Raw genomic sequence first — 24,415 nt, 5'->3', positions numbered from 1 at the left:
CAGTAGCGATCATGCTCAGCTGTCGGTGAGGCGGAGCGAGAAGAAGACGCGGTCCTGATCCGGCCCGGCGTAGTCCTCGATCCGGCTGCCCTCGAAACCCAACGACGAATGGAACGCGATCGCGCTCGCGTTGTCCGGCAGGGCAGTCGCCTGCACAAGCTCTTCCGCATTGGCCCGCGCCCGGGCGATGAACGCTTCATAGAGGCGCCGTCCGATGCCGAGGTGGCGATAGTCCTGCCGCGCTGCGACGAGGTGGATGTAGGACGGCCCCTCCTTCGGGAAAGCGCCCAGCAGATACCCCACGATCTCGTTCTGATAGCGGGCCACGAGGCCACCGGCGGCGAACTGGCGGAACCAGTGCGGTTCGTGGTCGCCGCTCAGGTCGCGCTTGCCCCAGAACCGCTCCTGGCCGTTGACGATTTCCTCGCGGAGTTCCAGCGGATCGAGTTCGTCGAGCGGGCTGATGATCAGCTTGTCGGGGTCGAACGTCGTGTTCTCGGTCATGGCCTCTCCTCACATAGGACTGAACGTCCAGCATACGTGGACGGCAAGAGTGAATGTGTCGCAGGTCGGTCACAGTTCTTCGTGAACCGGCTGGTAACGGGCGTGTGGGCCCAGATCTCGGGCCTCGGTGAGAGCCGTCGAGGCGGCCGGGCGAGGCTGCGCACCCGCGTGGCAGGATAGGGGTCATGTTGCGCATCACCACGGTCAACGTCAACGGCATCCGCGCCGCCCTGAGGAAGGGCATGGGGGAGTGGATGGAGTCCGCAGGATCCCAGATCATCACTCTGCAGGAGGTGCGTGCGGCCAACGACATCGTCTTCGACGTCCTGGACGACTGCGGCTACCACGTGCAGAGCGCCGACGCGGAGGCGAAGGGCCGTGCCGGTGTCGCCGTCCTGTCCCGCACGGAGCCCGTCGCCACACGGACGGGGATCGGCGACGACTACTTCGACACCGCCGGACGGTGGATCGAATCCGACTTCCGCCTGGACGACGGATCGCTCCTCACCGTGGTGAGCGCCTACGTCCACTCCGGTGAGGTCGACACCCCCAAGCAGGTCGACAAGTACCGCTTCCTCGACGCGATGCTCGTCCGCCTGCCCGAACTCGCAGAGCACGCGGATCATGCGGTCGTCACCGGGGACCTCAATGTCTGCCACACAGAGCTCGACCTCAAGAACTGGAAGGCGAACAGGAAGAAGGCGGGCTTCCTCCTCGAGGAGCGCGCGTACTTCGACCGGTTCTTCTCCGACATCGGCTACGTCGACGTCCACCGTCGCCTGTCCGGGGAAGTGCCCGGCCCCTACACGTGGTGGTCCATGCGCGGGAAGGCGTTCGACAACGACGCAGGATGGCGGATCGACTACCAGGCTGCGACGCCCGGGCTCGCGGAGACGGCCTCGGCAGCACGCGTGGATCGGGCCGCGAGCTGGGGCGAGCGCTGGTCCGACCACGCGCCGCTGGTCATCGATTACGACATTCCCGGGCTGCAGCAGGCCGACTCCGCCTGAGTGGGCCTGTCTCTGCATGACGCCCCCTGGCCCTCGCTGACACAGGGTGGCGCAGGCTGCTGACACCGCAGGATCGCGAAGGAACAGCGAAGCGCCGCAGGGCGCGGACGAGGCTTCCTCGTCCGCGCCCTGCGGCGCTTCTGTGTCCGGAGCGTCCGCCTCAGCAGCAGCGCGCCTTCGGGTTGCGGTCCTGTTCGTCCGTGAGGTCCTTCCAGAATTCGCGGGCGCCCATCGCGCCCTCGTCCGTGCCGTGGCGCCGCCGGTATGACTCGAGGTAGTGGAGGTAGGCGTTCTCCCCCATGACCTCCTTGAGATACCAGTGGAGTCCCCGGAGGGTGCGGAGGACGGCACGGAGCACGAGGCGCAGAGCCCCCGTGACACCGCCGTCGGCCCCCACGGCCCCGGTCGGCACAGCTGGGTCCGTTCGTCGCGATGCCGTGGTGGACATCAGTGCCCTCCCACTCCTGGCTTCGTGAGGCCCTTCTCCCGGCGGTACTCGTCCCACTGGGCCTCGACCTCCTTCTCAGCCTTCGTGGCGATGAAGCTGGCCGGGGCGAAGTACGTCGTGGGGGTGTGGGGCTCTTCGGACGATGTGACGGTGCTGCCGGCGACCGCCTTGTACGACACCCACAGCGCCATGACGACGACGAGGACGACGACGACCGCGAACACTATTGAAAGCGTCCCCTGGACGAAGGTGTTGCGGACGACGGCGTTCATCGCCTCGGCACCCTCCGTGTTGCCCAGTGAGGTCTCCCCGGCGTTGACCGCATCCCGGTAGGCGAAGTGCTGGGCCCAGTAGCCGAGCTTCGGGTCGGAGGAGAAGATCTTCTGCCACGAGGCGGTCATCGTCACTGCGAGGTCCGCCGCGAGCGGGATGCCCGGGATCCACGCGTACTTCGCGTACCCGGACTTGCAGACGATCGCGAAGACGACGGCCAGCGCAATCGCCGCCAACAGCTGGTTGGAGATGCCGAACAGCGGGAACAGCGTGTTGATGCCGCCCAGCGGGTCCGTCACACCCATGAGCAGGATGGAGCCCCACGCCGCGACCATGATGAACGTGGTCATCCACGCACCCACGGTCCACGACGGATCGCGGAACCGCTTGACGAAGTTGCCCAGCAGGTCCGACAGCATGAAGCGGGCCACGCGGGTTCCCGCGTCGATCGTCGTGAGGATGAAGAGCGCCTCGAACATGACCGCGAAGTGGTACCAGAAGCTCATCGCGGCCTGGCCGCCGAAGCCCGGCAGCTGGTGGAGGATGTGGGCCATCCCCAGCGCGAGGGTGGGCGCACCACCGGTGCGGGAGATGATCGATTCCTCACCGACGTCCTTCGCCGCCTGCTCGAGCTCCGCGGCGTTCGTCTCCACCCCGGACATGCCCAGGGAGTTGTTGATGAAGTCCGCAGCGCCCTGAGCGGTGCCGCCGGTCAGCGGCTCCGCGGCGTTCATCGCGAAGTAGATGCCCTTGTCGAGGCTCACCGCGGCGACGAGCGCCATGATCGCGACGAACGACTCCATGATCATGCCGCCGTAGCCGATCATCCGGATCTGCGATTCCTTCTCCACGAGCTTGGGCGTCGTGCCGGAGGAGATGAGCGCGTGGAAGCCGGACAGGGCACCGCAGGCGATCGTGATGAAGAGGAACGGGAACAGCGAGCCTGCGAAGGCGGGTCCGTCGGAGTTGAACGCGAATTCGGTGACCGCAGGCATCTGCACGGTGGGGTTGACGACCACGATGCCCACAGCCAGGAGGAGGATCGTGCCGATCTTCATGAAGGTGGAGAGGTAGTCGCGCGGAGCGAGCAGGACCCACACCGGCAGGACCGCTGCGAGGAAGCCGTAGATCATGAGGCACCACGCGAGCGTCGAGCGATCGAGGTGGAAGAACTCCGACCAGACCGGGTCGTAGTTGACCCAGCCGCCCGCGACGATCGCGAGGATGAGCAGGACGACGCCGATCACGGACGTCTCGACGACCGCACCGGGACGCAGGAACCGCATGTAGACGCCCATGAAGAGGGCGATCGGGATGGTCATCGCGATGGAGAAGACGCCCCACGGCGATTCGGCGAGCGCGTTGATGATGACGACGCCCAGCACGGCGATGAGGATCACCATGATGAGGATGATGCCGATCGAGGCGATGATGCCGCCGACGGTGCCGAGTTCGTCACGGGCCATCTGACCCAGCGAGCGGCCGTTCCGGCGGGTGGAGAAGTAGAGGACCATGTAGTCCTGCACGCCGCCGGCGAGGATGACGCCGAACACGATCCAGAGCGTGCCGGGCAGGTAGCCCATCTGCGCCGCGAGGACGGGGCCCACCAGCGGACCCGCACCGGAGATCGCGGCGAAGTGGTGGCCGAAGAGGACGCGGCGGTCCGTGGGGGTGAAGTCACGGCCGTTGTCGTTGATCTCCGCCGGTGTGGCGCGGGTGACGTCCGGCTTGCAGATCTTCCACTGGATGAACTTCGCGTAGAAGCGATAGGCGAGCAGGTAGCTGCCGACCGCTGCGGCGACGAACCAGCTGGCGCTCGTCTCCTCGCCGCGGACGAACGCGATCATGACCCAGCCGAGACCCGCGACGACGCCGATCGCGGCCCACACCACGATGCGTGCGGGGGTCCATCGGGGTTTCTCTATCACCCCGACGGGTGGCGCATCCTCGTCTGTGCGCACGTATTCCACCGTCATTGCTGCTCCTCTGCGCTGTTGTGCGGGCCACTGGCCCACAGGCCTGTCCGGGTCGGTCTGCATCTGTGCTGACAATCGCATGAGCGATCGATCAATCCGCTTGACAGCAGGATATTTTCTCTCGCGCGGTCACCCTGTGCACTGTCTCACACGTCGCCGATTATATTGGTGATCGGATCGTTATCAATCCGAACCCGTCACAACTCCGTCTGCACGCGGTGGCAGAATGAGGCTCATGACCGCTACTGCTGCCCCGGCCCCCGTCCGTCCTCGTTCCCTGTCCGGAATCCAAGCGACATCGGATTCGCTCCACCTGGGCAACTACATCGGGGCGCTGCAGCAGTTCGTCGAGCAGCAGGAGACGCACGACGCGTTCTTCTTCATCGCGAACCTGCACGCGATCACGGTCGATCAGGACCCGACCCTGCTGCGCGAGCGCACGCTGCGGACAGCGGCGCAGTTCATCGGTGCGGGGCTCGACCCGGAGCGTTCGACGCTGTACGTCCAGTCCCACATCCCTGCGCACACGCAGCTGGGCTGGGTGCTGGAATGCACGACGGGCCTGGGTGAGGCGATGCGCATGACCCAGTTCAAGGACAAGTCGGGGAAGAACGAGCACGTGTCCCTGGGCCTGCTGACGTACCCCGCGCTCATGGCCGCAGACATCCTGCTGTACCAGGCCGACGTCGTGCCGGTGGGGGAGGACCAGCGTCAGCACCTCGAGCTCACCCGCAACCTCGCGGAACGGTTCAATCACCGATACGGCGAGACGTTCACGGTGCCGGACGCGCACATCCTCAAGTCCACCGCGAAGGTCTACGACCTGCAGGACCCCACCGCGAAGATGTCGAAGTCGGCGAAGACGCCGGCGGGACTCATCGAGATCCTGGACGACGAGAAGACCCTCACGAAGAAGATCAAGTCCGCGGTCACGGACGACGGCACGGACGTGACGTTCGATCCGGAGGGCAAGCCGGGGGTGTCGAACCTCCTCACGATCTTCTCCGCCCTGTCCGGTCGCCCGATCGACGCGATCGTCGCGGAATTCGAGGGGAAGATGTACGGTCACCTGAAGGTGGCACTGGCCGAGGTCGTGGTCGAGACCCTGCGTCCCCTCCGTGAGCGGACCCTCGAACTCCTCGACGACCCGGCAGAGCTGTCCCGCATGCTCGATGCGGGTGCGGAGGCAGCGGGTGCGATCGCGGAGGCCACGATCGCGGACGTGTACGACCGGGTGGGCTTCCTGACCCGCTGAGGCAGGACGACACGGCTGGCGTCTGAGCCGTCTCACGCAAGAGGAAGGTGGGCACCCGGGTGATCTTCCCCCCGAGGAACCGCAACACGAAGCCGCTGAATCTGTCACCGGAGGTGCTGCACACCGCTGCGCGCGTCGAGGACCGATTCCACGAGTGGGCCCGCCAGCGCGTCCGGAAGCGCGAGTGGCGACGGACCGCCGTCTGCTACGACTCGTACGGCACGGAGAACAGCGTGCGGGTCCTGGGCCGCATGGTGCTGACGAAGACCGGGAAGCTCGCCGCGGACATGCACGCGAGCATCCGCGGGTTCCGCTCCTTCGGTGCCGTGCCGCTCAAGGACGACACCGCGTGGGTGCGGATCGGCGATCAGGAGCACATGGTCGAATGCGACCGCGGCGGCATCATCGACATGGTCATCCCGGGCGAGTACGAGCCGGGCACCGTGGAGATCGAGATGTGGACCTCCGATTCGCTGGTCGACCGTGCGAAGGTGACGATCATCGGCCGTGAGCAGCGGTTCGGCATCCTCTCCGACATCGATGACACGGTCATGGTGACCGCGCTGCCGCGGCCGTTCCTGGCCGCGTGGAACACGTTCGTGCTGGATGAGCACGCCCGCAGCCCGGTGTCCGGCATGGCGGTCCTCTACGATCGCCTCACCTATCTGCGCCCCGACTCACCGATCATCTACCTGTCGACGGGCGCCTGGAATGTGGCGCCCACTCTCAAGCGGTTCCTGTCGCGCAACCTCTACCCCGACGGTCCGCTCCTCCTCACGGACTGGGGCCCCACGACCACGCGTGCGTTCCGCAGCGGCGTCGAGCACAAGCGCAACTCCCTGGAGCGCCTTGCGCGGGAGCTGCCGCACATGAAGTGGCTGCTCATCGGCGACGACGGGCAGCACGACGAGGAGGTCTACGGCGAGTTCGTCGAGAACCACCCGGACAACGTCGCCGCCGTCGCGATCCGGCAGCTCACCTCCGGTGAGGCCGTGTGGGCGGGCGGCCGCTCGCGGCGCACCGGACGCGGCCAGGGCGTTCCGTGGATCTACGCCTCCGACGGTGCCGGGCTCGCCTCGAAGCTCACGGAGCGCGGGATCCTCTCCGGCTTCTGATCCTGCGCCATGTGAGCAGTGCGGTCACGGCCCCCAGCAGGAGGCCGGCGGCCAGCAGGAGGTAGGGCAGCGAGGAGTCCGCCCCGGCGCTGCTGTCCTCCGCCGCAGCCTCCACATCCTCGCCCGAGGCCGCGGTCGTCTCCTCCTGCGCCTGCGCGTCGCGTGCAGCGGCTGTCTCCGCGGCCTCGGCGGCGGTCTCGAACGACACCTCGCCGATGGGGTCCGGCTCCGACTGCGCGAAGCCCCACTCGATGAGGTCGACAGCGCCGGCCCGCGTCATCGTCTCCCCGCCCAGGACCGCGGAGGCGAGCCTGCGGCCGTCGCGTTCGACGACCGCGACGAATGATCCGCCCGCGGTGCTCGTGTACCCGTTCTTGAGCCCCAGCCCGCCGTCGACCTCGCCGACGATGCGCGTGTGGTTCTGGATGGGGTAGCCCGGCAGCTTCTCGTCCGTGTCCGGATTCACGGCGCCCGGGAAGTCGTATTCGGTCGTCGAGAGGACGTCCATGAGGTACTCGTCCTCGAGGACGGCCCGGCCGATCCTCAGCAGGTCTGCCACCGTGGTCACCTGATCGTCGACGTCCAGGCCGGACGTGTTGCCCGCGGTCGTCCCGGTGAGCTGGAGGTCCGCCGCCTTCTCGTTCATGAGCGCGACCGCCTCGTCCTGGCCGCCCGCCGCATCCGCCAGCGCGTGCGCGGCATCGTTGGCGCTGCTCATGAGCATCGCGTGGAAGAGTTCGTCGACCGTGTACTCGTTCTTCTGGAGCAGCCCGACCTTCGTGCCATCGACGGTCATGTCCTCATAGGTCGCCTCGTGTGTCGCGTCCGGGTCGTCGAGGACGTCGACCAGCGCGAGGCCGCTCAGCAGCTTGATCGTGGACGCGGGGGCGTGCTCGAGCTCTGGTTCGTGCGCGGCGAGCACCTCCCCGGTGTCGAGGTCCGCGAGGATCCAGGACAGGGCCGCTGGCTCCGGTGCCGGGGAGCCGTCCGTCAGGGGACCGGGGTCATAGACGGCCGATTCGGACGGTTCCGGCTGCGCGACGACCGGCTGCGTGGCGACCTGCTGTGTGTCGGCGAGCGGCGTGACCGCGGTCGGTGCGGCGGCCTCGTGCGCGGTGGCAGGCTGGACCGGAGCGAGTCCGAGGCCCACGACCATCAGCAGGGTCAGCAGCCCTGCGGGCACGGCTGCTCGAAGTCTGTCGCGCACTGTCATGGGGAACAGGATACGGCCGACAGGGTCCGGCGGTCCTATCGCCCGGTCCCGGGAGTCGGCTGGAAGACGGGTGTGGCGCTGCGAGCGGTGCGTCGGCCCCGCGTCCAGTGGGAGATCGCGACGAAGGAGCAGGCTGCGAGGACGACGACTGTCGGGATCCCGCCCAGGACGAGGAACGTGCCGAGTCCCTGCACGGCGACCTCCAGGACGTACCCGAATGCGCGGGGCAGGAACGACACCACTGTGAAGATCGCGACGATGAGGGCGGGCAGGATGAGTGAGAAGGGCGACCAGCGGACCGTGAAGCAGGCTGCGAGGAGGAGGACGAGCCCGCCTGCGATCGCGAGCAGCCAGAGAGGACTGGACTCCATGAGCATCTGCACGGAGCGCATCGCCCCGGAGACGCCACGGAGCAGCAGCAGGAGACCCGCCACGAAGAGGATCGGGGCTGCGACGGCGGTGATGACGTGCGTGCCGGCTCCCGACTGGGAGGGGCGGGAACCTGCGGGGCCGGTGCGGAGTGAGTGTCGCCCGTGCCCCTGGAGGAGGATGGCGAGCCCCGTCCCGCCCATGACAGCACCCAGCACTTGGGGGACGCCGACGAGGGTGAGATTGAGGGGTGAGGACGCGATCGCGGGCAGATTCGCGGCGGCCGAGTAGAGGGCCAGGGGGAATGCGGAGGCGGCGAGCGTGGCGAGGCCGAGAGTGCCCAGACAGAGGAGTCCGACCGGTGTCCAACGGGCGGTCAGCACGGCGAGGACGAGGAGTGCGGTCCCCGCGATCTGTAAGCCCACACCTGTGGCTGCGACGGTCGATCCCAGGTCGAGGCGCATGTAGGCCTGCAGCAGGCGCTGCCCTCCGATCGCCAGGAGAGCGAAGCTGCCCAGGCCGCTGATGACCGCGACGAGACCGCCGATGAGATGAGTGAGACCGCGCGACATGGTCGCCTCCCGGGGCAGAGCGGCCGCGTGGTGGCGGCCACGGATACGAGCAGGATATCCCGGAACCGCACGGCAGTGCGGGAATCTGGCCGTCATCCGGAGGCGGGACCGTCATGCGGAGACACGAGAGGAGGGGCGGTTCCACCGCAGTGGAACCGCCCCTCCTCAACGCTGTCCGGCATCGTGCGCGACGCCGGGGCGAATCGTCTGTCAGCCGAGGGTGCGGCTGAGCAGCGCCTGCTTCACCTCTGCGATCGCCTTCGTCACCTGGATGCCACGGGGGCACGCGTCGGTGCAGTTGAACGTCGTCCGGCAGCGCCACACGCCTTCGCGGTCGTTGAGGACCTCGAGTCGCATGTCACCGCCGTCGTCACGGCTGTCGAAGATGAAGCGGTGGGCGTTCACGATCGACGCCGGCCCGAAGTACTGGCCATCGGTCCAGTACACGGGGCAGGACGTCGTGCACGACGCGCACAGGATGCACTTGGTCGTGTCGTCGAAGATCGCCCTGTCGTGCTGCGACTGCAGCCGTTCCCGCGTGGGCTCGTTGCCGGACGGGATGAGGAACGGCATGATCTCGCGGTACGACTGGAAGAACGGCTCCATATCGACGATGAGGTCCTTCTCCAGCGGAAGGCCCTTGATCGCCTCGACCGTGATGGTCTTCGACGTGTCGAGGTCCTTGAGCAGCGTCTTGCACGCCAGGCGGTTGCGGCCGTTGATGCGCATGGCATCCGAGCCGCACACGCCGTGGGCGCACGAACGACGGAAGCTCAGGGAGCCGTCGATGTCCCACTTGATCTTGTGGAGGGCGTCGAGCACACGGTCGGTGCCGTGCATCGTGACCGTGTACTCCTCCCAGTGCGCCTCCTGATCCTTCTCCGGATCGAACCGCGCGATGCGGAAGGTGCAGTCGAACGAAGGGATCTCTCCGCCGCCGCCCCCCAGGTGTGCGGGGAGGTCGACCTTGGAAGCCGGCTCTGCGGTCTGCGTGGTGTCTGACATCAGTACTTACGCTCCATCGGCTGGTAACGGGTGATGACGACGGGCTTCCATTCGAGGCGCATACCGGGAATCCCCTCCGCCTCGGAGTCCGCGTCCTTGTACGTCATCGTGTGCTGCATGAAGTTCTCGTCATCCCGGTCCGGGAAGTCCTCGCGGAAGTGTCCGCCGCGGGACTCCTTGCGGTGGATCGCCGCAACCGTGACGACCTCTGCGATCTCGAGCAGGAAGCCCAGTTCGACCGCTTCGAGGAGGTCCAGGTTGAAGCGCTTGCCGCGGTCCTGGATTCCGATGTTCTTGTAGCGCTCGCGAAGCCCCTCGATGATGTCCAGGGCTTCGCGCATCGTGTCATCGGTGCGGAACACCTGGACGTTCGCGTCCATCGTCTCCTGCAGATCGCGACGGATGTCCGCGATGCGCTCCGGCCCGTCGGACGTCCGCAGGCTCTCGATCATGTCGACGACGAACGATTCGGAGTTCTCCGGCAGCTCCGGCAGGTCCGCGGTCTCCGCGTACTTCGCCGCGGCGATGCCGGCGCGCTTGCCGAACACGTTGATGTCGAGCAGCGAGTTCGTGCCCAGGCGGTTCGAGCCGTGCACGGAGACGCACGCCGTCTCTCCGGCGGCGTACAGGCCCGGCACGATGTCCGTGTTGTTCCACAGGACCTCCGACTCGACGTTCGTCGGGATGCCGCCCATGCCGTAGTGGGCCGTGGGGAACACCGGGACGGGCTCCGTGTACGGCTCCACACCCAGGTAGGTGCGGGCGAACTCCGTGATGTCGGGCAGCTTCTCGTCGATGTGGCTGGGCTCGAGGTGTGTGAGGTCCAGCAGGACGTAGTCCTTGTTGGGCCCGCAGCCGCGGCCTTCACGGACTTCGTTCGCCATCGAGCGGGCGACGATGTCACGGGGTGCGAGGTCCTTGATCGTGGGGGCGTAGCGCTCCATGAAGCGTTCGCCGTCCACGTTGCGGAGGACACCGCCCTCACCGCGCGCAGCCTCCGACAGGAGGATGCCCAGGCCGGCGAGGCCCGTCGGGTGGAACTGGAAGAACTCCATGTCCTCGAGCGGCAGCCCGCGACGGTAGGTGACTGCGACGCCGTCACCCGTGAGGGTGTGGGCGTTCGACGTCGTCTTGAAGATCTTGCCGAAGCCGCCGGTGGCGAACACGACCGACTTCCCCCGGAAGATGTGGATCTCCCCGGTGGCGAGTTCGTAGGACACGACGCCCGCAGCGGTCTTCACCCCGTCGACCTCGGTCATGATGAGGTCGAGGACGTAGAACTCGTTGTAGAACTCGACGCCGTGCTTGACGCAGTTCTGGTAGAGCGTCTGGAGGATCATGTGGCCGGTGCGGTCCGCGGCGTAGCAGGCGCGGCGCACCGGAGCCTTGCCGTGGTCGCGCGTGTGGCCGCCGAACCGACGCTGGTCGATCTTGCCTTCGGGCGTGCGGTTGAACGGCAGGCCCATCTTCTCCAGGTCGAGCACCGCGTCGATGGCTTCCTTGGCCATGACCTCTGCCGCGTCCTGGTCGACGAGGTAGTCGCCGCCCTTGACGGTGTCGAAGGTGTGCCACTCCCAGTTGTCCTCTTCGACGTTCGCGAGGGCCGCGCACATGCCGCCCTGCGCCGCGCCGGTGTGGGACCGGGTGGGGTAGATCTTCGTCAGGACCGCCGTGCGTGCGCGCTGGCCGGATTCGATGGCCGCGCGCATGCCGGCGCCGCCTGCGCCGACGATCACGACGTCGTACTCATGTACCTGCATAGGTGTCAGAACTCCTTAGGGCGCCTCAGAGGGCTTCGCAGATCGAGGGGAGGAGGCTCGGGTCGGCACCAGCGGGGCACGGCTCGAACGTGAAGATGACGAGGGTGCCGAGCACGATGACGACGGCCGACGCCACGTAGAGGACGATCTGCAGCGTCATGCGCGTGGCAGGACGCTCCGCGTAGTCGAGGATGATCGTGCGGACTCCGTTGGTGCCGTGGATCATCGCGAGCCACAGCATGGTGAGGTCCCAGATCTGCCAGAAGGGGCTCGCCCACTTGCCGGCGACGAAGCCGAAGTCCAGCTGGTGGACTCCGTCGCCCAGCCACAGATTGACGATGAGGTGGCCGAAGATGAGGACGACCAGGATGATGCCGGACAGGCGCATGAAGAGCCACGCGCCCATTTCGAAGTTGGAGCCCTTGGCCTTCGACCGCTGGTAGCCCGCGCGGGGTGCGGGGATGGTGGGGGCACTCATCAGAACATTCCTCCCAGCGAGTTCGGGATGTGGCGCCAGAGGAAGCCGACCATCACGACGAGCCACAGGCCCATCGCAACCCAGAAGAGGGTCTTGTGGTGCTTCGTTCCGCCCTTGAAGAAGTCGACGGCGACGACGCGGAGGCCGTTGAACGCGTGGAAGGCGATGGCCCCCACGAGGACGACCTCACCGAACGCCATGAGGGGGGACTTGTACGTGTCGATGACTGCGTTGTAGGCCCCCGGGGATACGCGAACGAGTGCTGTGTCGAGCACGTGCACCAGCAGGAAGAAGAAGATTCCGACGCCGGTCACTCGGTGCGCGACCCACGACCACATGCCTTCTCTTCCGCGATACAGAGTGCCAGTTGAGGCCTTGGCCACGGGGCATCCTCCAGTGTGGATTGCGGACTGTTGTGTACCTGTGAAAAGTACGCCGCGACGGCGGACTGCGCCAATCGCAAGCCCACTCAGCTTCTCACAGTCTCCATTTTCCCTGTGAATGGGTGGTGTCGCCGTCCCGCGGTGCGAGAGGATTGGTTTCACCATCGGTTTAGGGAACATCCTCGTGTCTGAATGCGCAGGCGGGGCGGTGTGCAGTGGGCCAGTACACAGCCGCGCTGCGGGCGATCAGGACGGATATCGGCAAGAATGGGCCGGATGAAGACGAACTTCCACGCAGTCATCCCCGCAGGTGGATCGGGCACGCGGCTGTGGCCGGTCTCCCGGGTCGCACGTCCCAAGTTCCTCCACGACATCCTGGGCACCGGCAGCACGCTGCTGCAGGCAACGTGGGAGCGCACTGCGGGTCTGGTGGACCCTGCGCACACGTGGGTGGTGACGGGGCGGGCGCACGTGGACGCGGTGAGGGAGCAGCTGCCCGACCTCCTGCCGGACCGGGTCGTGGCGGAGCCGGAGCCCAAGGACTCCGCAGCTGCGATCGGTCTGGCCGCGCTGCTGGTGCAGCGGGAGGACCCGGAGGCGGTCATCGGGTCGTTCTCCGCAGACCACTCCATCACCAACACGGAGGAGTTCCTGTCCGTCGTGCAGCAGGCCGTGGCCGCCGCCGCGCAGACCGGCGACATCGTGACGGTCGGGATCACCCCCACGTATCCGGCGACCGCCTACGGCTACATCGAGACCGGCGAGCTGCTCCGGCTGGAGGGGGCGCCCACCGCGCGCCGTGCCGCCGCGTTCGTGGAGAAGCCCGACGCTGTCACCGCGCGCACGTATGCCTATTCGGGCGGCTACCGCTGGAACGCCGGCATGTTCATCATGAAGGCGGCAGTGCTGGTCGACTTCCTCGCGGAGCGGGCGCCGGACCTCCATGCGGGACTCACCCGGATCGCGGACGCGTGGCACACGGCGGATCGGGGCGCGGTCCTGGGCGAGGTCTGGCCCACGCTGGAGAAGGTGGCCATCGACTATGTCGTCGCGGAGCCCGCGGCGGCGGCGGGACGGGTCATCGTCATCCCGGGCGACTTCGGCTGGGACGACGTCGGTGACTTCGACTCCGTCGCGAAGCTGCGCCAGCCGGTCCCGGGGGAGCAGACGGGGGTGTCCGCAATCGGTGAGGACATCGACGTGATCGATGTGGATTCGCGCGGCGTCGTCCTGTCCGAGACGGGGCGGCTCGTCGCGCTGGTGGGCGTCGAGGACCTCGTGGTCGTCGACACGGAGGACGCGCTGCTCGTGACGTCGCGGGCGCACGCGCAGCAGGTGAAGAAGGCCGTGGCGCGTGTCGCGGAGGCGGGTCGCGGCGAGCTCCTGTGAGCGCCAGTAGACTCGTGGCCCAATCGAAGGTTTCGTCCCCGTGGCGGATGCGTTCCCACGCGGGGTGCGTCCCCGTCCGGGGGATCGTGAGTGCACCGCCGTGCAGGACGTGCCCGGCGCAGGTGTGGGAAGAAGGCGTACGTGACGGTCGGTGAGCCGGCAACCCCAGGCATCGGTCAGCTCCTCGCGGAGTTCGAGGACGAGCTGATCGCGTTCCGACGCGACGTCCATGCGCATCCGGAGCTGTCCTTCGAGGAGCACCGGACGACGCGTGTCATCGGGGACCGTCTCCGGGCCGCAGGGCTGTCGCCGCTGTCGGTCACCCCCACCGGCCTCATCTGTGACATCGGCACGGGTCCGATCGCCGCGGTCCTGCGTGCCGACATCGATGCGCTGCCGCTGGAGGACCGCACCGGCCTGCCGTGGGCGTCCACCGTTCCCGAGGTCGCGCACGCCTGCGGCCACGACGTCCACCTCTCCGCCCTGCTGGGGGCGGCGCTCGCGCTGGAGCGGCTGCACCGGGAGGCGCCCGGTGGGCTGGGCGGGACGGTCCGGCTGATCTTCCAGCCGGCGGAGGAGGTGACGCCGGGCGGGGCGCTCACGATGATCGGACAGGGCGTGCTCGATGGGGTGCGTCGCTCTTACGCCCTGCACTGCGACCCGAACGTCGACGTGGGGAGTGTGGGGTCGCGGATCGGCCCCATCACCGCCGCGGGCGACACGGTCACGATCCGCCTCACGGGTCACGGCGGCCACACGTCGCGGCCGCATCTCACGGAGGACCTCGTCTATGCGCTGAGCCGGCTGGCGTCCGACCTGCCGGCGACGCTGTCGCGGCTCATCGACCCCCGTCACGCCATCTCGCTGGTCTGGGGCCACATCGAGTCCGGCCACGCGCCGAACGCGATCCCCAGCACGGGGCTGCTCGCGGGCACCCTGCGCTGTCTGGACGTGGACGGCTGGAACCAGGTCGCCGAGGTGCTGCCCGACCTGGTCGACCGGATCGCCGGGCCGTACGGCGTCGACGTCGACCTGGATCACCGCCGCGGTGTCCCTCCCGTCGTGAACACGGAGGCGGAGGTGTCGCTCGCCGAGGCCGCCGTCCGGGACGTGCTGGGTCCGGATACCGTCCAGCTCACCCCGCAGTCGATGGGCGGGGAGGACTTCGCGTGGTACCTCGCCCACACCCCGGGAGCCCTCATCCGCCTGGGCACACGGACGCCGGGTGGGCGGACGTACGACCTGCACCAGGGGGACCTGGTGGTCGACGAGCGTGCGATCCTCACGGGCGCGAAGGTGTTCTGCGGGGTCGCGCTGCGTGCGATCGCCGACGACGGCGCCGCCCCGACGGAGACCGACGCCGAGGCGGGGGTCTCCACCCCGGCCGCGCCGGCTCCCGCGCCCGGGCACGTGCCGCTGCAGTCCGCGGACCTGGCCTGAGTCGTGCTGTCGCAGACCGGGATCCGCTGGAGCGCGACGGGCACCGTCGTCGCACTCGTCGCGGCGCTCGCCGGCTGCGGCGACGCGGAGGCTGAACCGCCCGGCATCGTCCGGACCTCCGCGTGCGCGGTGTCCGCTCCTGCCGGGTTCCAGGACGCGGGCGTCGGCGCGGCAGTCCTCGGCCAGATCCGGGACGCGGCGGGGCAGGGGGGCGTCGACACGACCAGTGCCCAGCGGGTGAGCACCGCGGCGCAGACGCAGGCAGCGCTCGAACGCTACGCGGCGGAAGCCTGCACACTCACGGCACTCATCGGCCCCGGCGGCTCCGGGGCGCTCGCACAGGTGGCCGCGGACAACCCCGACCGGGCCTTCCTCGCGGTGGGCGCCGGGGTGGACATCGAGCTGCCGGACAACGTCCTGACGGTCGACTTCGACCTGCGCGAGGCTGCGTTCCTCGCCGGCTTCACTGCGGCCAGCGCTACACGCACGGGCACCGTGGCGGTCTCCGTCGCCGCCGGCCAGTATGCGGGGGAGGAGCTGCTCACCGCCTTCGACGAAGGCGTGCGCGCCCGGGCCGACCAGCTGGACGGCGAGGTGGCCGTCGTCGAAGCGGGCGCGACCGCCCCGCGCACACTCGAGGACACGGTGGCGGCCGGCCAGGACTGGGCGGACGCCGCGATCGCAGCGGATGCGGACGTGCTGGTGCCCTTCGGGTCGGCCTCACCGCAGGGGGTGGCCGACCGCATCGGCACGCTCGCGGAGGAGGAGGAAGCAGACGACGAGGACGCAACGGATGACGTCGGCGGTGCGAAGGACGCGGCCGACGACACGGACGGCGCAGCGCACGGTGGAGCGGAGGATCTGAGCGGTCCCGCGGACGGAGGTGCGGCGGACGGAGGTGCGGCGGACGGGGAACCGGAGGGGGCCTCGGCGGAGGAATCCGAGCTGCCCGTCCTCATCTGGTACGGGTCCGACGGGTCGAAGACGCTTCCCCGACCGGTCCGCCACCAGGTGATCGCCTCCATCGACCCCGACGTGGGCCTCGGCATGCGCGCGGTGCTGACGGGCTGGCCGGGCGACGGCGGGGACCCCGAAGAGCTCGTGCAGTGGGCCGACGCGGACGGGGACGGCGGCGAGGACGCGGTGCCGGAACTCGTGGGGGGCCTCGAGGTGCGGGCGCGGGCCGCCGTGGGCGACCTCGACAACGGCGGCGTCGACGTCGTCGCGAGTGACGGGGTGCTGGGCTCCATCACGGGGCTGGGGCGCACGATCGCGGACGGGAAGGAACTGCTCGACGACGCGGGTGACGAGGACGACGGCTGAGCCGACGGCCACCGCTCCGGTAGGCTGGGACTGTGGATCCTGAACTCTTTCCGACTCCTGCGGGAGTCGACGCCGATGACCCCATCCTCAACCTGCCCAAGGTGTCGCTGCACGACCACCTGGACGGCGGCCTGCGCCCCGCGACGATCATCGAACTCGCCGCAGAGGTCGGACACACACCGCCCTCGACGGACCCGGAGGAGCTGCGCGCATGGTTCTCCGAATCCGCGGATTCCGGTGACCTGCCGCGCTACCTCGAGACCTTCGACCAGACGCTCGCGGTCATGCAGACCGCAGGCGCGCTGGAGCGCGTCGCACGCGAGTGGGTGCTCGACCAGGTGGCGGACGGCGTTGTCGTCGCGGAAGCCCGGTGGGCCCCCGAACAGCACCTGCGCAGCGGGCTGACGCTCGACGGCGCGGTCGAGGCGGTGCAGGCCGGCATCGACGACGGGGTCCGGCTCGCGGCAGAGGCCGGCAAGTCGATCCAGGCCGGGCAGATCGTCACCGCGATGCGGCAGGCGGACCGGTCCGTGGAGATCGCCCAGCTCGCGCTGCGTCACCGCGACGCGGGCGTGGTCGGCTTCGACATCGCCGGACCGGAAGCAGGCTTCCCGCCCGCAGCACACCTGGAGGCGTTCGACCTCCTGCACCGTGCGAGCTTCCCCGTCACCATCCACGCGGGCGAGGCCGACGGCATCGCCTCGATCCACGAAGCGCTGCACGTGTGCCACACGCAGCGGATCGGCCACGGCGTGCGGATCACGGAGGACATCGCGGGGTGGGCCGCCGCAGCAGCCGTCGACGGGGTCATGGGCGACGTCGACGGCGACGGGGTGGAGACGGCGCCGGACCTCGGATTCGTCGCCGCCTGGATCCTCGATCAGCAGGTCCCCCTCGAACTGTGCCCGTCGTCGAACCTGCAGACCGCCGCCGCGACATCGATCGCCGACCACCCCGTGACCCGACTCAAGGAGCTGGGCTACGCGGTCACCGTCAACCCTGACAACCGCCTCATGTCCGCGACGAGCGTGACACGTGAGATGCGGCTGCTCGTCGACCAGGCGGGATGGACGCTCGACGACCTGGAATGGGTGACCGTCACCGCGCTGGGCTCCGCGTTCCTCCCGTACGGGATCCGCGAGGCGATCATCGACGAACAGCTGGTGCCGGGATTCGCCCGGGCACACCTGTGAGAGGCCGAGCACACCCGTGACCAGGCCGGAAGAACCAGAGGAGCCGATCGAGGCAACCGGCGCGGAAGGGGACGGGCGCGCGGGCGCGGAAGAGCCCGACTCCGGCCCCGCGGCGGCCGCAGGCGCGGATGCGTCCGCGCCACCGGACTCGCTGCCGCGCCGCCCCGTCGCGCTCTTCGCCGCAGTGGGCGTCGTCCTGCTCGAAGCTCTCGCGCTGCTGGGCTGCGCAGTCGCGTTCATGCTCATGTCCCGGACCGGCGGTGAACTCGGCACGTCGCTCATCGCACTGTGTGTGATGTTCGCGATCCTGGGGGCCGGCATGCTCGCCGTCGCCCGGTCCCTGTGGATGATGCACCGGTGGTCGCGGCCCGCCGCGGTCGCGTGGCAGGTGCTGCAGGCCCTGTTCGGGTTCTCCACGTTCGAATCGGGACCGCTCCTGGGGCTCGCCACCATCGTGCCGGGGATCGTCTTCGCCTACGCGATCTTCCGCCCGTCGTTCATCGAGGCATTCGAGACCGGTATCGCCTACCACGCGGCGCACCCGTCGGCACCCGCACCACCGCCCAAGAGGTGGTGAGGGGCGGCGCCGTCCGACAGGAGATGGTGGCGTCCGCACCCGGCAGCGGAGCCGGCCCAAGAAGGGATCCGGCCTCGGAGGGGAGCCCTCGTCAGCCGTCGGTGAGTGAGCCCTGCTCGTCTCCGCTGCCGTCCTCGTCGTCCGTGGATCCGTCGTCTGTCGCGTCCGTGTCAGAGCTGTCGTCTGCGGAGCCATCCTCCGAGGTGTCGTCCTCGTCACTGAGGTAGGGCTCGCACGCCTCGAAGAGGAAATCGCCCGCGGCGTCCCCGTCGGAATCCGCCAGTGTCAGCGCGGTGCGCTGGATGCCCCACCACACCGCCGGCGAGGCACCCCACTGAAGACGCAGCTGCTCCCGCTGTTCGGCATCGTCCTCCCGGATGACATCGGCCAGTGTCTGGGAGGCTGCCTGGATGCGCTCGTTCGCGTCGTTCGACTGGCAGCGACCCTTGTCATCCGGGCCCTTGGGCAGCAGTTCCGAGCGCGTGTCCGTGTCGAGGACCGTGAGGCTGAAAGCTGAAGCGCCCAACTGCTCGACCTCGACGGTCGCGTCCAACAGGTAGAAGCCAGACTGGCCCTCGGTGATGGCGGAGGCGTCGTCGACGGTGATGCTCACGCTGTCCGGTGTGTCGGGGGTGAGGGTCGCCTCGCCGTCGTCCGGCACGTCCTGGTACGTGTGGACCCACGCGTGGACGTATGCGTGCGTCCCGGCCTCCGCCGCCTCCGACAGCCCGCGCCACACGTGGTCCGTCTCCTGTGGGCCACCCGGGCTCACGTCGATGACGGGGGCGACGTCCAGGTCTGAGGGGGTGGGGACCGCCGTGACGTCCTCGGGGGACACGGATGGCGTCTCCACCGGTCGTTCGCCGTCGACCACCTGGCAGCCGGTGGTGAGGACGACCGCGCTGAGGGCTGTGCACACGGCGGTGCCGAGCAGGGTGGGGCGACGGCGGGGGAGCGGCAGCAGGACAGAGGGCATGGCGTGGATCCTCGGGTCGGGGAAGAGGAGGACTGTCGTCGCCAGTTTACGGCGCGCTCCCGCGAACGGGCCGGAGGCCGCCGGTGTCGGCGAGGCCGGAGTGTCGCGGCTTCGGCTCAGGCGGAGTCCCTGTAGCGTGCCGAAGCGCTCCGCTGCACGCGGCTGGCCGCCACGGCAGCGGGGTCCACGACGGGCGGACCTGCGAGTGGGGAAGCGTCCGACCGTGCGTCCGCAACGCCCTCGCCTGCGTCCTCTCGGGAGAAGGTGTCGACTGCTTCGACGCTCGCCACGAGATGGCGGAGCGAGTCCGCAAGCGACGCACATTCCGTGTCGTCCAGTGCCTTGAGCATCTGTGCCTCGAGATCGAGGAAATCCGACAGTGCGTCGTCCACCTTGCGGCGGCCCTCCGCCGTCAGCTGGACGAGCACGCCCCGCCGGTCGCCGGGATCCCGCTGCCGGGACACCCAGCCGGCGCTTGCGAGGCGATCGATCCGGTTGGTCATCGTGCCGGAGGTGACGAGCAGTTCGACGGTCAGCGCGGAGGGCGACATCTGGTAGGGGTCGCCGGCCCTGCGCAGTGAGGAGAGGACGTCGAAGGCCCAGGTCTCGAGCCCATGGGAGGCGAAGACCGCCTTCCGCTTGCGGTCGAGCTGGCGGGACAGGCGCGTCACCCGGGAGAGGATCTGCATGGGCGTGACGTCGATGTCCGGTCGCACGTCGCGCCACGCCGCGACGATCCGGTCGACCTCGTCCATTTCCTCTTCCATGCTTCAAGGATAGCTTGAAGTCAAGATTCTTTGTGTGAAAGCGATCCTCCCCGGCCGTGTCGCTGGCGTCGGTTACCCGCCGGTTGTCGTCCGGTTGTCGCCCTTCCCACACTCAGAGGACTCACAAGAGGTTTAGACTGGCCTGTGGTTGAGACCCCTGGATTTCAAACCGCAGACGGAACCCCGGCGCAGTCGCGGGAACGCGACGGCCGTCGGTGCCACAACACACGAAGGAAGATACGTGGATCTTTTCGAGTATCAGGCCCGTGACCTCTTCGAGGAGCATGGAGTGCCCGTGCTCCGGGCGAAGGTCGCAGACACCCCCGAAGACGCGAAGAAGGGCGCTGAAGAACTGGGCGGCGGAACAGTCGTCGTGAAGTCCCAGGTCAAGATCGGCGGCCGTGGCAAGGCAGGTGGCGTCAAGCTCGCCCACAGCCCGGATGAAGCCGCACAGCGCGCGGACGAGATCCTGGGCCTCGACATCAAGGGCCACGTCACCAAGCGCGTCATGATCGCCGAAGGCGCGGACATCGCGGAGGAGTACTACTTCTCGATCCTGCTCGACCGCGCGAACCGCACCTACCTCGCCATGTGCTCCAAGGAAGGGGGCATGGACATCGAGGAACTCGCCGTCGAGCGCCCTGAGGCACTCGCGAAGGTCGCCGTCAACGCACTGACGGGCATCGACGACGCGAAGGCACGCGAGATCGCGGAGACGGCCGGCTTCGATGCGGAGACGACCGACAAGCTCATCCCCGTGCTCGTGAAGCTCTGGGACGTCTTCCAGGGCGAGGACGCGACCCTCGTCGAGGTGAACCCGCTCGTGAAGACCGGGGCGGGCGACATCGTCGCACTCGACGGCAAGGTGTCGATCGACGAGAACGCGGAATTCCGCCACGAGGACCATGCGGGACTGCGCGACATCGATGCAGAGGATCCGCTGGAGCTCAAGGCGAAGCAGCTCGACCTCAACTACGTGAAGCTCGACGGGGAAGTCGGCATCATCGGCAACGGCGCGGGACTCGTCATGTCCACGCTGGATGTCGTCGCCTACGCCGGTGAGGGCCACGGCGGCGTGAAGCCGGCGAACTTCCTGGACATCGGCGGCGGTGCCTCTGCCGAAGTCATGGCGAACGGCCTCGACGTCATCCTGGGGGACGACCAGGTCAAGAGCGTCTTCGTCAACGTGTTCGGTGGCATCACAGCCTGCGACGCAGTGGCCGACGGCATCGTCAAGGCCCTGCAGATCCTGGGCGATTCCGCTTCGAAGCCGCTCGTCGTCCGGCTCGACGGCAACAACGTCGAAGAGGGGCGCCGCATCCTCGATGAGGCGAACCACCCGCTCGTCACCCAGATCGACACCATGGACGGCGGCGCAGACAAGGCCGCTGAGCTCGCGGCCAGCCGCTGAGCCTTCGAAAGGACTGACTAGAACAATGGCGATTTTCCTCACGAAGGAATCCAAGATCATCGTCCAGGGCATCACGGGCGGTGAGGGCACGAAGCATACGGCCCGCATGCTCGCCGCTGGATCGAACGTGGTCGGCGGCGTGAACGCGCGCAAGGCGGGAACGACCGTCGCGCACAAGGACGCGAACGGTGCGGATGTCGAACTCCCGGTGTTCGCCTCCGTCGCAGAGGCGATGGAGAAGACCGGTGCGGACGTGTCCGTCGCGTTCGTGCCGCCCGCGTTCTCGAAGGACGCGGCATTCGAAGCGATCGACGCGGGCATCGGCATGCTCGTCATCATCACCGAAGGCATCCCGGTCCAGGACTCCGCAGCTCTGTGGGCCCACGCTCAGGAGCTGGGCAACAAGACCCGGATCATCGGTCCCAACTGCCCGGGCATCGTCAGCCCCGGACAGTCCCTGGCGGGCATCATCCCGGCGAACATCACCAAGGCCGGCAAGATCGGCCTCGTGTCGAAGTCCGGAACACTCACCTACCAGATGATGTACGAGCTGCGGGATCTGGGCTTCTCCACCGCGATCGGCATCGGCGGCGACCCCGTCATCGGGACGACGCACATCGACGCGCTCGAAGCGTTCGAGGCGGATCCGGAGACCGAAGCGATCGTCATGATCGGTGAGATCGGCGGCGACGCGGAAGAGCGCGCTGCGGACTTCATCAAGGAGAGCGTGACGAAGCCGGTCGCAGGCTACGTCGCGGGCTTCACCGCTCCGGAAGGCAAGACGATGGGCCACGCCGGCGCGATCGTGTCCGGCTCGTCCGGCACCGCGCAGGCGAAGAAGGAAGCGCTCGAAGCCGCTGGCGTCAAGGTGGGCAAGACACCCACGGAGACCGCTCAGCTGCTGCGTGAGCTCCTGGGAGCCTGACGCACGGTCGCGTCCCCCAGGAGGGACGCGAGAGGCCCGCGGAACGCAGAGCGTTCCGCGGGCCTCCGTCTGTCACGGAACCGGTCTGCCCGTCACGGCGCCTTGACTGCGACGACGGGAACGCCTGCGCCCAGGATGACGCGCTGCCCGGTGGAGCCCATGATGAGCTTCCCGACGGGGGAGCGCTTGCGCGACCCGATGACGATGAGGCTGATGTCCGGATTGTCCGCTTCGATCGCGAGGAGCTCCTCCGCGGCATCGTTGCCGCGCAGATGCTGGACGAGCTCGAAGTCGACACCGGAGTTCTCCAACGTGAACTGCACCTGGTCGAGCTGCTTCTTGCCCGCGACACCCGCTTCCTCGCGCTGTTCGCCGATGCCCGCGTTGACCACCATGAGGCTGGTCCCGCGGAGCTGGGCCTCCTCGATGGCGAAATCGACCGCGGCCCGGCCGGCGGGAGTGGGGGTGAATCCGACGAGGATGGTCATGCTGTTCTCCTATGAGTGCGTGAATCGGTCGATCTGCCCCAGCCTATAAGCACGTAGACTCCGTTTCATGCTTTCGTCTCTGTTGTCGGAATACTCATCGGTTCTCGAAGGTCCGTGGGCGGAAGCCGACACGGTGCTCACCCGGTGGTCATCCGACTGGCCGCGCGGTCACGCGAACGCCCGGATCGTGGAGGAATACCTGCTGGGACGGGCAATGGGGCTGCTCGATGTCTCAGGACGGCCGGTCGTCGCCGGTCCCGCGAGCGGAGCTCCCGCTCCCGTGTCCCCGCCCACCGCAGTGCTGGGCGATCCTGAGGGCGGGCTGGTCCTCGCCGCGGTGCTGACCGGTGCGCCCAGCGTGGCGGTGGCCGGGGATTCCGCCGCGGCGACCGCGGCGTGCAGGGAAGCGGTCGAGGTGCTCCCCGCGACGCTGCGGGACGCCGTGCGCTTCTGTGACAGCCCGGCCGAGGCCGTCGCAGCTCTTGCAGAGGCCCCGTCGCGGACGGTCGGTGAGGGCGGTGAGGCTCCCGGGCTCCGCGTCATCATCGATTCGCCCAAGCAGTTCGCCGTTCTGCGGGAGTACCTGCGGGTCGTGGGGAGGCAGGCCTCCGAAGTCGTCGTCGTGGGGCGGGAGAAGCACATGAGCCCGCGGATGAACCGACTGCTCGGAGAGACTCATGCCGACGTGCATGTGTCTCCCGGTCGCGCGAAGTCCCGCATCCTCGTCGCGAGTGGTCTGAAGAAGCGCGCAGCGGACTCCTCTGCGGGGTCCGCGGGCCGCAGCCCCCAGGTGCCCGCGCAGGCGACTGCGACCTCGCCTGCGGAGGCGGTGCCGGAGATCCGGGTGAGTGCCTTCGCGGGGACGTTCGGCGGAGCGAGTGTCGATCCGGGTGCGCGGCTGCTCGTGCGGGCAGTCGCCCATCGGTACGCCGGGCACGCAGGCGAAGGAATGCGTGTGCTCGACCTCGGCTGCGGCAACGGATGGCTGCTCGCGGCACTCGGGGCGCTGCTGCCGAAAGCCAATCTGCACGGAGTCGATGATTCGCAGGCGGCCGTCGATTCGACTGCTCTCACGGTGGCGTCAGTCCGCCCCGGCGAGGACCCGGCGGCCCTGGCGCAGCTCGATGGGACGACGCCTCTGCCGTGGAGGACTTCATCGGGAGGGAGCAGGGGGACAGCCCCGAGGGACTTCGTCGCGGGTTCCTTCGACCTCGTTACGCTGAATCCGCCGTTCCACGAGGGGGCGACCGTGACGACGGAGACGGCGCACGCGCTCATCCGCAATGCGGCGGAACTCGTGGCGCCGGGCGGTCGACTGGTCGTGGTGCACAACTCGCACCTTCGCTACCGGTCGCACCTGCAGCACCGTCTGATCGACGTGGAGCAATGGGCCCGTGATCGACGGTTCACAGTCCTCACCGGGACCGCTCCGGCGGCCTGACATCTCCGGCCACTCGACATCGCTGTGGTGCGCGTGGGGAGACTCGAACTCCCACGTCCTCAGACACTGGAACCTAAATCCAGCGCGTCTACCAATTCCGCCACACGCGCGCTCCGGCGATGAT

At 68.4% G+C, this 24,415-nt stretch carries 23 protein-coding genes and 1 tRNA gene; 11 read left to right on the top strand and 13 right to left on the bottom strand.

The features are described 5' to 3' along the window. Positions 1-15 precede the first annotated feature (15 nt). Entirely contained in the window at positions 16-504 is a 489-nt protein-coding gene (locus JFC09_RS10615) for a GNAT family N-acetyltransferase (protein WP_198393971.1), read from the bottom strand. A 185-nt stretch (positions 505-689) separates the two neighbouring features. Here JFC09_RS10615 and JFC09_RS10610 point away from each other — a divergent pair, with 185 nt between their 5' ends. Further along, entirely contained in the window at positions 690-1,514 is an 825-nt protein-coding gene (locus JFC09_RS10610; RefSeq protein WP_198393970.1) for an exodeoxyribonuclease III, read from the top strand. 160 nt (positions 1,515-1,674) lie between these two features. On the opposite strand, the gene JFC09_RS10605 is transcribed toward JFC09_RS10610, so the two are convergent. Together JFC09_RS10605 and JFC09_RS10600 are read right to left on the bottom strand one after the other, a co-directional pair. Continuing rightward, on the bottom strand, positions 1,675-1,962 hold the full coding sequence (locus tag JFC09_RS10605; RefSeq protein WP_198393969.1) for a CstA-like transporter-associated (seleno)protein: 288 nt from the start codon (positions 1,960-1,962) through the stop codon (positions 1,675-1,677). Further along, entirely contained in the window at positions 1,962-4,211 is a 2,250-nt protein-coding gene (locus tag JFC09_RS10600) for a carbon starvation CstA family protein (RefSeq protein ID WP_198393968.1), read from the bottom strand. The genes JFC09_RS10605 and JFC09_RS10600 overlap by 1 nt, the downstream gene beginning before the upstream one ends. 235 nt (positions 4,212-4,446) lie before the next feature. On the opposite strand from JFC09_RS10600, the gene trpS reads away from it, so the two are divergent. Then, entirely contained in the window at positions 4,447-5,466 is a 1,020-nt protein-coding gene (gene trpS, locus JFC09_RS10595) for a tryptophan--tRNA ligase (protein WP_198393967.1), read from the top strand. A 59-nt stretch (positions 5,467-5,525) separates the two neighbouring features. Further along, a complete protein-coding gene (locus tag JFC09_RS10590) occupies positions 5,526-6,581 on the top strand; it encodes an App1 family protein (protein ID WP_332839737.1) in 1,056 nt (351 codons plus the stop codon). On the opposite strand, the gene JFC09_RS10585 is transcribed toward JFC09_RS10590, so the two are convergent. The 6 genes from JFC09_RS10585 to sdhC form a co-directional block, all read right to left on the bottom strand. After that, positions 6,550-7,794 carry a D-alanyl-D-alanine carboxypeptidase family protein gene (locus tag JFC09_RS10585; protein WP_198393966.1) on the bottom strand — a complete coding sequence of 415 codons (1,245 nt, stop codon included), beginning with the start codon at positions 7,792-7,794 and terminating at the stop codon, positions 6,550-6,552. The two genes, JFC09_RS10590 and JFC09_RS10585, sit on opposite strands and share 32 nt — an antisense overlap. A gap of 35 nt (positions 7,795-7,829) precedes the next feature. Then, a complete protein-coding gene (locus tag JFC09_RS10580; RefSeq protein WP_198393965.1) occupies positions 7,830-8,735 on the bottom strand; it encodes a hypothetical protein in 906 nt (301 codons plus the stop codon). 210 nt (positions 8,736-8,945) lie between these two features. Next, positions 8,946-9,740, bottom strand: coding sequence for a succinate dehydrogenase iron-sulfur subunit (locus JFC09_RS10575; protein WP_198393964.1), 795 nt, complete (start codon positions 9,738-9,740; stop codon positions 8,946-8,948). Beyond that, complete coding sequence (gene sdhA / locus JFC09_RS10570) at positions 9,740-11,500, bottom strand: succinate dehydrogenase flavoprotein subunit (RefSeq protein ID WP_198393963.1); 1,761 nt, start codon at positions 11,498-11,500, stop codon at positions 9,740-9,742. The genes JFC09_RS10575 and sdhA overlap by 1 nt, the downstream gene beginning before the upstream one ends. 25 nt (positions 11,501-11,525) lie before the next feature. Next, positions 11,526-11,978, bottom strand: a complete 453-nt coding sequence (locus tag JFC09_RS10565) for a succinate dehydrogenase hydrophobic membrane anchor subunit (RefSeq protein ID WP_198393962.1) — start codon at positions 11,976-11,978, stop codon at positions 11,526-11,528. Beyond that, positions 11,978-12,361: a succinate dehydrogenase, cytochrome b556 subunit gene (gene sdhC, locus JFC09_RS10560; RefSeq protein WP_198393961.1), complete on the bottom strand. Its 384-nt coding sequence runs from the start codon at positions 12,359-12,361 to the stop codon at positions 11,978-11,980. The genes JFC09_RS10565 and sdhC overlap by 1 nt, the downstream gene beginning before the upstream one ends. 276 nt (positions 12,362-12,637) lie before the next feature. On the opposite strand from sdhC, the gene JFC09_RS10555 reads away from it, so the two are divergent. The 5 genes from JFC09_RS10555 (at position 12,638) to JFC09_RS10535 (ending at position 18,283) form a co-directional block, all read left to right on the top strand. Further along, on the top strand, positions 12,638-13,750 hold the full coding sequence (locus JFC09_RS10555; RefSeq protein ID WP_198393960.1) for a mannose-1-phosphate guanylyltransferase: 1,113 nt from the start codon (positions 12,638-12,640) through the stop codon (positions 13,748-13,750). 141 nt (positions 13,751-13,891) lie between these two features. Further along, positions 13,892-15,190, top strand: a complete 1,299-nt coding sequence (locus tag JFC09_RS10550) for an amidohydrolase (RefSeq protein WP_198393959.1) — start codon at positions 13,892-13,894, stop codon at positions 15,188-15,190. Between the two features lie 3 nt (positions 15,191-15,193). Further along, positions 15,194-16,513: a BMP family ABC transporter substrate-binding protein gene (locus JFC09_RS10545; RefSeq protein WP_198393958.1), complete on the top strand. Its 1,320-nt coding sequence runs from the start codon at positions 15,194-15,196 to the stop codon at positions 16,511-16,513. A 32-nt stretch (positions 16,514-16,545) separates the two neighbouring features. Then, entirely contained in the window at positions 16,546-17,706 is a 1,161-nt protein-coding gene (locus JFC09_RS10540) for an adenosine deaminase (protein WP_198393957.1), read from the top strand. A 16-nt stretch (positions 17,707-17,722) separates the two neighbouring features. Beyond that, complete coding sequence (locus JFC09_RS10535; RefSeq protein WP_198393956.1) at positions 17,723-18,283, top strand: hypothetical protein; 561 nt, start codon at positions 17,723-17,725, stop codon at positions 18,281-18,283. Positions 18,284-18,374: 91 nt separating this feature from the next. Here JFC09_RS10535 and JFC09_RS10530 read toward each other — a convergent pair whose 3' ends face one another. Next, positions 18,375-19,259 carry a hypothetical protein gene (locus tag JFC09_RS10530; RefSeq protein ID WP_198393955.1) on the bottom strand — a complete coding sequence of 295 codons (885 nt, stop codon included), beginning with the start codon at positions 19,257-19,259 and terminating at the stop codon, positions 18,375-18,377. A 116-nt stretch (positions 19,260-19,375) separates the two neighbouring features. Next, on the bottom strand, positions 19,376-20,026 hold the full coding sequence (locus tag JFC09_RS16915; protein WP_198393954.1) for a MarR family winged helix-turn-helix transcriptional regulator: 651 nt from the start codon (positions 20,024-20,026) through the stop codon (positions 19,376-19,378). A 241-nt stretch (positions 20,027-20,267) separates the two neighbouring features. On the opposite strand from JFC09_RS16915, the gene sucC reads away from it, so the two are divergent. Together sucC and sucD are read left to right on the top strand one after the other, a co-directional pair. Beyond that, on the top strand, positions 20,268-21,437 hold the full coding sequence (gene sucC / locus JFC09_RS10520; RefSeq protein WP_198393953.1) for an ADP-forming succinate--CoA ligase subunit beta: 1,170 nt from the start codon (positions 20,268-20,270) through the stop codon (positions 21,435-21,437). Between the two features lie 25 nt (positions 21,438-21,462). Continuing rightward, positions 21,463-22,362: a succinate--CoA ligase subunit alpha gene (gene sucD, locus JFC09_RS10515; RefSeq protein WP_198393952.1), complete on the top strand. Its 900-nt coding sequence runs from the start codon at positions 21,463-21,465 to the stop codon at positions 22,360-22,362. Between the two features lie 92 nt (positions 22,363-22,454). Here sucD and JFC09_RS10510 read toward each other — a convergent pair whose 3' ends face one another. Next, a complete protein-coding gene (locus JFC09_RS10510) occupies positions 22,455-22,850 on the bottom strand; it encodes a universal stress protein (RefSeq protein ID WP_198393951.1) in 396 nt (131 codons plus the stop codon). A 67-nt stretch (positions 22,851-22,917) separates the two neighbouring features. Between JFC09_RS10510 and JFC09_RS10505 the strand changes: the two genes are divergently transcribed. After that, a complete protein-coding gene (locus tag JFC09_RS10505; RefSeq protein ID WP_198393950.1) occupies positions 22,918-24,291 on the top strand; it encodes a class I SAM-dependent methyltransferase in 1,374 nt (457 codons plus the stop codon). A 25-nt stretch (positions 24,292-24,316) separates the two neighbouring features. On the opposite strand, the gene JFC09_RS10500 is transcribed toward JFC09_RS10505, so the two are convergent. Continuing rightward, positions 24,317-24,401 (bottom strand) — tRNA-Leu (locus JFC09_RS10500). Positions 24,402-24,415: the final 14 nt, after the last annotated feature.

This window comes from Brevibacterium yomogidense, assembly GCF_016107685.1.
In the GTDB taxonomy this organism is placed as follows: Bacteria; Actinomycetota; Actinomycetes; order Actinomycetales; family Brevibacteriaceae; genus Brevibacterium; species Brevibacterium yomogidense.
Note: the sequence above shows the minus strand (reverse complement) of the source record. Positions and strands in the feature narration are given on the sequence as shown.